The sequence below is a fragment of the Ignavibacteriales bacterium genome (assembly GCA_016709155.1).
GTDB lineage: Bacteria > Bacteroidota > Ignavibacteria > Ignavibacteriales > Ignavibacteriaceae > JADJEI01.
This window is the reverse complement of record JADJEI010000012.1, coordinates 24043-35350: the sequence shown is the minus strand read 5'-3', so window position 1 is coordinate 35350 and position 11308 is coordinate 24043. Positions and strand designations below refer to the sequence as shown.

Genomic DNA, 11308 nt, shown 5'->3' with positions numbered 1-11308 from the left:
TTTCGCGTCCGCCAATGTATGATCAGGACGCAGTAAACCTGATGCGGGACGATTAATCGCAGTTGGTTTCAACGAATTGCTTACACCCGAGCAGGTTGATGAAGCAATAAATTTAAAAGATGATAAAACTGTTTTGGTTATGATTAACTCAGTTTGCGGATGCGCTGCTGGCAGTGCACGACCAGGAGTTTCTCTTGCATTGCAGAACAATATAATTCCCGATAAACTTTATACGGGATTTGCAGGACAAGAACGTGATGCAGTTGAACGCATAAGACAGCATGTAAAAGGATTTCCGCCTTCATCTCCAAGCGTTGCATGATTTAAGAATGGTGAGTTAATTTATTTTTGAAATTTAGCACACAAGAAGAATATGGTTTTAAGATTATTACTTAGAATCGAAAAAGGATTCCGATAAAGGGCTGACTATTCCCGAACTGAGTGGAACAGAAAACTTTCTGAAGCAAATGTTGGAAAGATTTTGCGTGCGTACGTCTTGCCGGATTTTGTTGAGTTCTCGCGGACAAACGGGTGGATACAAACTTGCGCGCTCTGCTAAATGAAATTTTGTTGGTGATGTATTAGCTGCTCTCGGCGGAAAACTTTATGAATCAGGTTTTGTGATTTGCACGCTGGAGTTAATAACATTTGTACGAACTCAATCGATTGTTCAATCCGCTCACTCTGGAAAACAGTACAAACAATGCTTGATGGTTTGTTATGTAAAATTACTTTGCAGGATTTGCTTGGTAATGAACAGCAGGTTGAATTGTTTGTTACAAACCTAAGCGAAGAGTTAGATAATGAGAATCAAATAAAGATAAGAAAAACTCGCAATGATTATTCTTTTGACTTCTAGAAACCTCTGCATCCCAAACAAAATTTCCCTTACCGACACATTTACACCTATATAAAATCTCTTAATTCTTCTATCTCATATCTTACAATATCATTAGAAAAACTTTTCATTTTTTTCTCCATTGTTCTCCTAAATACCTCTCTATCTAATCCATCTTTGACCTTAATTGTCAATCTAAATTTTGATATATCTAATATCTTTTTTGTGATAAATTTTGAAAGTAATCCAAAATCTTTTAAATGTCTGAATATTATCATTATTAAATTCCCAATTAGCCTCGGTAATATATAGACTTGAAGTAGGAAATTCATTAGGAATTTTTTTCACGATCTGAACAAGAGTTTATTAGGCTAAAGAAAATAATATAATAACTAAACCAAAGATTCTCATTTTTATTACCTTTGAGATATAACTAATAACCACTTTTTAATTATATGGAATTTTTCAATTATCTAACAATAAGTAATTTAATAAACTTTTTTCTTAACCGTAACCTTCTCCAGCATTTTCATATTCACTTCAACACCAATACCAGGTTTGGTAGGAACATCCATTGTGCCATCTTTATTAACAAGAAATTCTGGTTCAACAATATCTTCTTTGTAATAACGTTTGCTTGCAGAAATATCTCCGGGTAAAGTAAAGTTTGGAAGTGAAGCAAGCGCAACATTTCCAGCACGTCCAATTCCGCTTTCTAACATTCCACCGCACCAAACAGGAATATTTTTAGATGCACAGTAATCGTGTATAAGTTTTGATTCTGTAAATCCGCCAACACGACCTGGTTTTATATTTATAACTCTACAGCTATCTAATTCTATAGCAGCACGAGTATCATCAAGCGAGTGAATGCTTTCATCAAGACAAATTGGTGTTTTAAGATCTTTCTGAAGTTTTGAATGATCATATATATCTTCATAACCAAGCGGCTGTTCAATCAATAACAAATTCAAATCATCCATCTGCTTAAACAAATCAATATGCTTTAATTCATAAGCAGAGTTAGCATCAACCTGAAATAGGATATTTGGAAATTCTTTTCTTACTGCTTTAACAAATTGAATATCATTTCCGGGAGCAATTTTAATCTTTATTCTTTTATAACCTTCAGCAAGATAACCTTCAATTTTTTTTATCAGATCCGGCACAGATGATTGAATACCAATACTAACACCAACATCAATTTTATCTCTTGTTCCGCCCATCATTTTTGAAAGCGAAATATTTTTTGATTTAGCAAACAAATCCCACAATGCTGCTTCAAGTCCTGCTTTTGCCATCATATGTCCGCGCACTTTTTCATAAGATGCAATCGCGCTATCGATACCAGAAATATCTTTGCCAAGAATTGATGGAATTAAAAAATCCTGCAAGATGTGCCACGCTGTTGTTACTGTTTCGTAAGAGTAAAACGGGGTTCCTTCAGCAACACTTTCGCCCCAGCCTGTAAAGCCCTCACCATCAACGCGAACAATAATATGTTCCTCGTCGTATTCAGTTCCCATTGAAGTTGTGAATGGAGAAACTAATTCCATTTTAGTGTGGCGAAGTTCAATTTTTTCAATTTTCATTTTGATCCCATTAGGAATAATTGTCACATTGAGCTTGTCGAAATGTGATTGTGAATATAAAATAATCGTCATCCTTCGATGGCATTGCCACTCGGATGACATCTGGTTATAAAATATTTTTCTTATTTCAATTCTTCTATAACTTGATGATAAATAACCCCACGTTCTTTAAGTCCGTTTAAAACAAAATCAACGCATTCAGGTTTTTGCCCGATATACTCAGGCGGACAAATTCCTTTTTGATCGAACATTCCTTTTGCCAATAGCCGAACCATCGTTGTAGCTGTATAACCCGTTGTTCTTGCCATTGAGTGAATATTTGTTTTCTTGTTGTGATGATCTAATAAATTATAAGTGTAACGGATTTTCTTTTTATCCTTTTCACCCTCAACAATTATTTTCATCACAGTAAATTCTTCATCACCCTCTTTAAGCTCCCACATTGGAAACAATAACTTTGATGTGAAATCGATAGGTTTAATTTTAACTCCGTTAATTTCAATTTCATCTTGACTAAAAAATCCGGACTCCCTCAACACACGCATTTTTTCAATGTGACCCGGATAACGAAGTGTCTTTTCTTTCATATTTGGAGCGTTAATAGTTTCAGCAAGTGTCCGCAATCCATCACTATTAAATGCTTCAAGTGTCCCAACTTCAGAAAAGTTAATAAACTCAGGATCAGATAATGCAGGGCGAATAACAAGTTTACCATTTTCAATATATCGTGCGGGACGCGTGTACTCTTCTATCACATCAATTGGTGAAAATCCGGCTTTGTATTCATAAGGAAATTCCCCGAACAACAGGCAAGCCTCCGACATAGATTAAAACAGTTTCTATCTTATCTAAAATCGAATTAACATAACCGGCAAGTAGATTGCTCATTCCAGGTGCAACGCCACAATCAACAACTGCGGTTACATTATTTTGTTTTGCAAGCTCATCAAGTTCAAACGGGTTCTCAGGAAAGAAGGCAATATCTACAACATTTTTTTTTGCTTTGATAATTTCTTTGAGAGTATTAAATCCCATAAATCCGGGAACAGCATTTAAAACAATATCACAATTTTTTAATAACGATGTTAATTCGTTTGGGTTAGAAATGTTCTTTTGAAGTTTAGTGATTGGAAGATTAGTTGGAATTCTATCAAGATTTTTTTTGCTGATATCTGCAACTGTTACATTAAATGATTTTTCATTAGCAAGATCAAGAGCCATTGGGCGACCTACAAGACCGCAGCCTAAAACAAGTACATTCATTTTATTCTCCATAAATTTTGTTTTTACTTACAACAATTCCTGTTGTGTGAATTAAATAGATGAAGAACTCTTATAAACCGCTAAAGCGATTCATAAAATTAACAGAATGATTACTGATATTTTTTTGTAATGAATTCATAATTTTACTATTTCAGATTGCCATGCCTATGGCAGAAGACTCACTCGCAATGACTTTCATAAAACTATTTCACCAATCTAAGTATAGGAAATTTTTCACCTTTCTTTTAGAAGATGTTCAAACTGTTTATACGTAACTAAACCTAGTTCTGATTTTGGTTCGAGTGCAATCACTATCATGTTATTTCTTATTTGATTTACCGGAATAAAAATGTAATCAGTTTCACACAAATCATTTTTGATCGGATCAACTTCAACACTTGGATTAACAATTATATCTCTTTCAAAATCCATTGAGTCAATTCCGCTAATAAAGTATTGTTCTATCTTATCATCATCCGATTTTTTATAATCAGAATAATTTAATTCATGTCTATCAGCCCAATCAACAATTTCTTTTAGACTTTTTGGAACTAAATATCCTTTTGGTCTCACAACATCATAAATTGATTTTACAATTGGGCGATAATCACTTACTGTTACTACGGTATCTTTATTCGAATAATATGAAAGCAAAGGAAGTTCAAGTTTACTTCCATCAGCAAAATGATCAAGCTGAATAGCAACTTTATCGGATACCTTATTACTAATTAATTTTTCTCTTTCGGTTTTTACTAAGTTTTTAATTTCATCTTTATGATTATATGCAAACTCCAGTAATCCAAGCATTCCGGTCATTTGTCCTTCAGCGCGATGTTTAATGTTATCAACATAAACATCTTTACCATTCAATCCTTCCTGAATGAAGGAAAAAGTATTTTGAATTCCTAAACTTTGTCTTCCGTCATTTATATCAAATGTACTGTGTCTAATGTAGTCAAGTTCCGGTGGTCCTCCGGGACTATATTCAAAATATGAAAAGTTTCTATCTTTAAAATATTTTTCAATGTAAGGCAAATAAACTTTCTTTTGCATTGTTCTGATTTTTTCATCAATATTAATATTCGTATTAACACCGAGTTCTTCATCATCATTGTGCCGATAACCATATTCTCTATATTCATCACCATATGGTGCGTACTCATGAACATCCATTGTTACTTCAAACAAATATTTATTAAATAACTTATGAAGTCCGATTGTTTCTGGTTCCGTAAGAATTAAATGATTACGATTCAAATCCATGTTATTTCCATTTCGTCTCTGATTTTTCTCAGAGGCATCAGGATTCATTTGCGGAACAAGTACAAAATCAATTTTATCAAATAAGTATTGGTTTTCAGGTTTCAATAGTTCTTTTATCAACAGCAATGCACCTTCTTTTCCTGATTGTTCGTTACCGTGCTGTTGAGCAAATATTAATACTTTTATCTTTGATTCATCTTTACCAAAGCCATCTTTTGAAAAATAAACTGCAAATAATTCTCTGCCTTCAACAGATTTAGTTATCACTTCACTTTTAATCAAGTTAGATTTTTCATCAACTTCTTTAATGTATTGTGAAAGATCAGCATGAGATGTGATCTTTTTATAATCAGACTTTTGCAAAGGAGTTAAAATGCTTTGCGAAAACATATTCACAGCTGTGAGAATAAAAACAAAGAAAATTATTTTTGTCATTTTAATAGTACCATTGATTTTGTTTCTGAAAATTCTGGCGTTGTTAATTTGTAAAAATAAACGCCGCTTGAAAGATGCGAACCATCAAATTCAATTTCATAAGTGCCGGGTTGCATTTTATAGTTAACAAGAGTTGCAATTTCTCTACCTAAAATGTCGTAAACTTTTAATGTTACCCAATTGTCACGCTGAGCCTGTCGAAGAGTGACTTCGTTTCCGTCATCCTTCGACAAGCTCAGGATGACATCGGGAATACTGAATCTTATTTTTGTTGTTGGGTTAAATGGATTTGGATAGTTCTGATATAAAATAAATTCACTCGGTGAAGTCGCTGTAAAATTATCTTGAACTTCAGTTAATTTATCAAATCTTCCTTGCTCAAATAAATAATTTATATGATAATCAGTAATAGAAAATCTTACATTATTCATTGCAACAACCTGCCGTGGTCCAATACTTCCGCTAGCTCGATAAGTTGATGAATCCACTTTGGTAGTATGTCTTGCATCAACAATTATATATGGAAAGTAAGAGTATTCGCCGCTCATTGATTTTTCTTTTGCAGATATGTTTAATCTTTCATACTCATCTGTGTTTAGATAAATTCCAATACGTTTCCTATTTCTCATCATTCCCCATAATACAGCGTTCATTCTGTTTTCGTAGTAGTCAGAACTCTCAAATATTTGTGGCTGAAAAATCATTTCTCCAAAAATATTTAATCCTTCGTTGATAGTCATCTTTCCTCTGTAACCGGCATACAAATCAGTATCAGTATTCCCAATAAATTTTTCACCAGCAATTTTACCTGAATTACCAAAAAAGAAAATTGGAATTTTTTTATTAACCGCATTCTGAAAAGCATCAGGAACAAGATTACCGCTTTGGTTTAAATATGAAAGGACATTTAAGGAGTCTCCGGCAAATAAAAAGCAACTGGCAGAATTAATTTTATCCGCTTCTGCAGCATCGTTCAGATTCGATGAAGTCAAATTCAGTACAGAAAAATTATAACTGTTGGAGACTAAAAAATCTGTAAGTGGTGTAAGAGAGTTGGCAAATCCAGGATGTGATATAATCACAATATTGCTGCTATTTTCTTCATTAAAAAAATAATAAAGATGACTGGCATCTACCAGCGCCTGAATATCATTGGTTCCTGTAAGAACAAAATCTGTCAAAGGATATTCCCAGCTACGAGTTGTATCTACATCTTTTGCTGAAGGCGGAATAAATGAAATTTCATTGTTTATAAAATCATATTTCCAACCATTAGTTAAAAAATCAGATTTTAGATTTTCAATTGTATAACCACTCCTCAATTCTGAATAATTAGTTAAATCATCTTTATAAAAAATTGAAACTGCACCGCTTCCCATAACTTCGCCAATTCCATCGGGAGAAATACAAATTGCAGTTCTATCATCTATTCCTGCTCCAATTAAATCTATGGTTGAATGAAAATATCTGTTATAAAGCATCGCTATTAATCTTCCGTGTCTGCCTCGTTCAATAAAATGAGTATCAAATAATACATTTGGAATTAGATTTAAAAAATTTTCCTCAAACTGCATATAAGTATTAAATGGATTTCCCAGAGCTTCATCAGGATAAACAGTTCCATTCTTTGCACTGAAATCAACATCACCAAGAACTGCAGCACCTGCACTAGTCCCTGCAATCACACCGCCACTATTAAAAACAAATTGGATTGCCAAATCAACTAATGTTCCTTTCCATGTGCTGATATAATCCCACTGATCACCACCACGTATGAAAATTGCTTTCGCTGTTATAAGCTCATCATAAGTTGATTGAAGATTTGCAACAAAAGTTGTAGCAATAGTTTTGTTATAAGCAGTATCGGCACCGAATGACATAAAATATGTTGGAAGCCAGCTTGTTGCGTCTTCAACATCAATGATAATTATTTTTCCGCTGTCGGATTTCTGAACAATCCAGCTATACGGCTCATCACTCCAATCGTTATAATCCTCGCTGCCCCCCCCTATTGCACAAATGTAGCCTTGAGCATTGATGCTAATATTAACCGCAATAACAAAAGCAAAAAATATTTTGCTCAATTTTAGCATTACTAAAAACTCAGATTAAGTGAAACACGATGAACACTGGGCAAAATATCATAAAGTGAATAAGCATAATCAAAATAAACCAATGAGCCGGAGAACGGAATATTTACACCGGCGCCGAAAGTAAAATCTTCATCGTCATAATTATAACGATAGCCGCCCCTTAAAGCGAAGCGATCAAAGAAAGAAAACTCGGTACCAAAATGCAGCCGCTCTTTATTATCATTCGGATGGACTGCATCAATATCACCTCTGATTTTTATAAAATCAGTCTGATAAATATCGAACCCTATTCCAACCTGAAAATTAAGAGGGAGTGGGTAAGTCTCGGTTTTCAATTTTCCCGGAGTCAATCTGCTGCCCGGGAAATTTTCATTTTGAGTTGTCGTAATGTCAAGGTCTGGTCCATCGAATTGCAAATCACTGCCGAAGTTTTGCATGCTCATCGCAATAGTTAAATTTTGAAAATCCAATTTGTATTGAGTTCCAATATCAAAGGCCAAACCATCGGCAACTTCATTCCATATTCTTTGATAGATATATTTTGCAGATACACCAACGGCAAAACGATCAGTCAATAATCTGGAATAAGAAATTCCTAAAGCAATATCCTGTGCATCAAAAAATCTTCCTGTTCCATTTGGTTCTTCCACTGTAGTGATTTCCATTTTACCAGTAGAGAAGAGAATCATCTGAGCAGCAAAGACACCAGCATCACCAGCATTAAAGGCGATTGCAGCAGCATTAAGATCAAACAGGTTGAACCAATTTGCATAGGAAAAATGCGCATCAATAGACTTTACATTTGAGATGCCTGCAGGATTCCAGAATACCGACGAAGCGTCATCTGTAAGTCCAATTATTGCCCCACCCATTGCGCTAGCACGAGCGCCGAGAGGGATCTGAAGGAACTGTGCCCCGGAAGTTCCAAGATTAGCATTTTGAGCGAATACAAGTAAAGGAAAGCAAATCATTAAAATTATTTTCTTCATTAAAATTTCTCCTTGAATAGTTTGGAGCCAAAAAATTATTTTATAACAGCAAATCGTTCCATAAATTCTGCGTCGGAACTTTTAACAACATAAATGTAAACTCCCGGAGCTATTTCTCTTCCGCTTTCACTCCTTAAATCCCACGTTTCAGTTCCGTTTGTTGAATTATGATAAAGCGTTTTAACAAGATCAGCATTGACGGAAAAAATATGGATTGTGCATTCGGACGGTAGATTTACAAATTGGATTTGCCTTAATGGTTCTCGGCGCAGCTCTCCAAATTCAGGTTCGAATAATGAAGAAACCACGTACGGATTTGGAACAACTCTGATTTTATTAATATCCTGCGAAACTGTTTCACTATTGATAACAGCCCCCTTTATCTTGAACAAATAACCATCAAGAATATTTGGCTCAACGGGTACAATTGTTTCAACCGAAAAAATATTCCCGGGCGATGGAGGATCATCATTAGGAAATTCAAGACTTCCTGATATCCCATTAAATTCAAATGAATCTAAATTTGTAAGTGAATCAAATTCAGCAATTACAGAATCTGTTTTAATTGATAATGAAATTATTCCGCTGCCTTCTGAATCATACCCGCTGCCTTCAACTGAAATAATATATAAGGCATTTTCAACCAAACTTTCGTCAGAGACACTAAACTCAATATTAAAATCATCTACTCCCCCGATCCTTGAAACATTCTGAATTATTTCCGGTTTGGTTAAAGTGAATGCTACTCCATCAGTTGTTGCCTGAATTTTATCAAGCATAAATGGTCTGTTTGCTATTACAGAATCAGATGAATTTTTTACTGTGTTTACAGCAAAGTTTAGTGTCAACAAATCACCTGCTGCGGGAAGTGAGTCAATCGGAGCTGAAGGATTCGGATCATAGATGTGTATTTCAATACCAGGGATTATACTACCATTTGAAGAATAAAGCGCGCCTGGAAATGCTCTCGGTGTGTAATTGATATCTTCTCTCAACACATCACCGGTAGTCAGATCAACAATATCGAAAATCCCGTTAATTTTAAAAGCTATTCCATACCGATGCGACAACGATCTTGAAGAATCAACTACTTCATAAGTTAATTGAGTTTTAAGCTTTCCTTTTTCTGTTTTCGAGATAAAGCTAAAACCAATATCATAGTTATTTTCTGCGAGCGATTCTAAATCGGCTGGAAGTACATCAAGCACATAGTTTGATAATCCTCCAGTTGAATGGATCACGTCTTCAGATGAAACAGGAGTGCGTCCAAGTGCGGTGGAGACTGGAATAACTATTTCAAGATTTTTTGCATCAGCATTAGAGCCTTTGGAACTTTCAAGGCTTTCCAGAGCATCCCCTCCTCTGTCATAAGCTGTTACTGAATACCAATACTCAATTCCATTTACAACTCCAATATCCGTATAGCTGTACTGCAAACCACGATCTAAACCTATATCATTGATTAAATCGAAGTCAGCGAGCAATGTCCAGGTGATTCCTTTGTCAACACTTCTGTAAACACGATAGCCTTCAAAATCATATTCACCTGAAAAATTATCCAATGAATTTTCTGCCTCATCATCCCAATAAAGATTTACCGAATTATTTCCAGACACGGCAGTAAGGGTGGGTGTTGACGGCGCTTTGGCAATTTCGAAATTGAAATCCAAAATTTTATAAGCCTCATCCAGACTTTGGAAAAGCCCGTCTTTAGTTTCACCGGCGACAATTACAGTATAAAAAACAAGCGTATCACCGGGATGAATTTCATAAGGACCGGAACTTATATTAGCAAGAATATCTAATCCTCCAGAGGGAATCGTAGTTGTATCATCAAAATGAAGATCGGGATTTGCACCAAGATGAAAATAATCTCCTCCAAAGCTTGAGTTGAATAAGGTGGAGGCACTGCTCATTATACCATACTGCACAGTATCAATGTCTCTGTCATCATTATAAATGTTATAGTGAAAATCTGTTAAACCTAATTGATCTCCGTTTACCTCAGGAGTTTTTAAAAAGCTACACCCATCATACCAACATTTCCATCGGGCCACTCGGGTGAGTAAGAATCTGAATCGTAGAAATAAACAAAGTTTTTTCCCTTGTCGAAGCCGAGTTTATCATCCTCATATTCAGGAGTACCACCGCTGATATTTCCTAAATCCAAATCAACATAATTAGAAAAGTAGAGGCTGTCATAAATGTTTGAACTGTTATTAACGATTTCGTATTTATAGAAAAGTAGATTGCTCGCAAAACTAACACCATAGGCATAGCCAATCTGATTAATCTGCAGTCCAAGAATTTTCACAGTGTTATTACTGTCGTTATAGGCACAGTAACTATCCTGATCAGAAAAAAATAAAGGATCGCCGTTTGAATCATTAATGGGCCAGCCGCGGTTTGGATCCCAGGTAGCGGGGTTATCACTAAAAGCAATTTGAGCAAGGTCGGGGTTTTGATAGCCGTAAGCTGCTTCCCACTCTTCGTTAGTTGTGTATCTGCCTTGAATTACGTTGCCGGGAATTCCAACAAAAGGATTCAACCTATAGATATAATGATTACCGCTGTTGATTGGAAATTCGCCGGATGGTCCTTGTGTAATTCTTCTTGGATAAAGTTTACCTCGGTTCTCAAAGAATAATCCAATATTACTCGCATTATGAGTTCCGCCAGCGCGGTCTTCAATTCTTAAAATTTTTTCAACATCGAAAGAGTTTTTTTCTTTTTCAAATTCCTTCATTCCATCCTGAGCAGCCAAAGGGAGTGTGATGAAAATACACAAACAAAAAACTATAAAATTACTTTTCATTTTCTTCTCAACTTTTCTTG

General features: G+C 35.1%; 8 protein-coding genes and 2 pseudogenes. 2 read left to right on the top strand and 8 right to left on the bottom strand.

What is annotated here, in order from left to right; genetic code table 11:
* The first annotated feature begins 49 nt into the window (after nucleotides 1-49).
* Together IPH11_13125 and IPH11_13120 are read left to right on the top strand one after the other, a co-directional pair.
* A pseudogene (locus tag IPH11_13125) lies at nucleotides 50-322 on the top strand (BrxA/BrxB family bacilliredoxin).
* A 303-nt stretch (nucleotides 323-625) separates the two neighbouring features.
* The gene (locus tag IPH11_13120) at nucleotides 626-859 is read left to right on the top strand and encodes a hypothetical protein (protein ID MBK6914533.1); all 234 of its coding nucleotides are present in this window, start codon (nucleotides 626-628) and stop codon (nucleotides 857-859) included.
* 47 nt (nucleotides 860-906) lie between these two features.
* Here IPH11_13120 and IPH11_13115 read toward each other — a convergent pair whose 3' ends face one another.
* The 8 genes and pseudogenes from IPH11_13115 to IPH11_13080 form a co-directional block, all read right to left on the bottom strand.
* Entirely contained in the window at nucleotides 907-1116 is a 210-nt protein-coding gene (locus tag IPH11_13115; GenBank protein ID MBK6914532.1) for a hypothetical protein, read from the bottom strand.
* 210 nt (nucleotides 1117-1326) lie between these two features.
* The gene (gene menC, locus IPH11_13110) at nucleotides 1327-2430 is read right to left on the bottom strand and encodes an o-succinylbenzoate synthase (protein MBK6914531.1); all 1104 of its coding nucleotides are present in this window, start codon (nucleotides 2428-2430) and stop codon (nucleotides 1327-1329) included.
* A gap of 122 nt (nucleotides 2431-2552) precedes the next feature.
* A pseudogene (locus tag IPH11_13105) lies at nucleotides 2553-3693 on the bottom strand (saccharopine dehydrogenase family protein).
* 234 nt (nucleotides 3694-3927) lie between these two features.
* Entirely contained in the window at nucleotides 3928-5391 is a 1464-nt protein-coding gene (locus IPH11_13100) for a hypothetical protein (protein MBK6914530.1), read from the bottom strand.
* Nucleotides 5388-7475: a Type 1 glutamine amidotransferase-like domain-containing protein gene (locus IPH11_13095; GenBank protein MBK6914529.1), complete on the bottom strand. Its 2088-nt coding sequence runs from the start codon at nucleotides 7473-7475 to the stop codon at nucleotides 5388-5390. Before IPH11_13095 ends, IPH11_13100 begins: the two co-directional genes overlap by 4 nt.
* An 11-nt stretch (nucleotides 7476-7486) precedes the next feature.
* Nucleotides 7487-8473, bottom strand: a complete 987-nt coding sequence (locus IPH11_13090) for a PorV/PorQ family protein (GenBank protein MBK6914528.1) — start codon at nucleotides 8471-8473, stop codon at nucleotides 7487-7489.
* A 35-nt stretch (nucleotides 8474-8508) separates the two neighbouring features.
* Nucleotides 8509-10404, bottom strand: a complete 1896-nt coding sequence (locus IPH11_13085; protein MBK6914527.1) for a hypothetical protein — start codon at nucleotides 10402-10404, stop codon at nucleotides 8509-8511.
* Between the two features lie 83 nt (nucleotides 10405-10487).
* The gene (locus IPH11_13080; GenBank protein ID MBK6914526.1) at nucleotides 10488-11288 is read right to left on the bottom strand and encodes a hypothetical protein; all 801 of its coding nucleotides are present in this window, start codon (nucleotides 11286-11288) and stop codon (nucleotides 10488-10490) included.
* Between the last annotated feature and the right edge of the window lie 20 nt (nucleotides 11289-11308).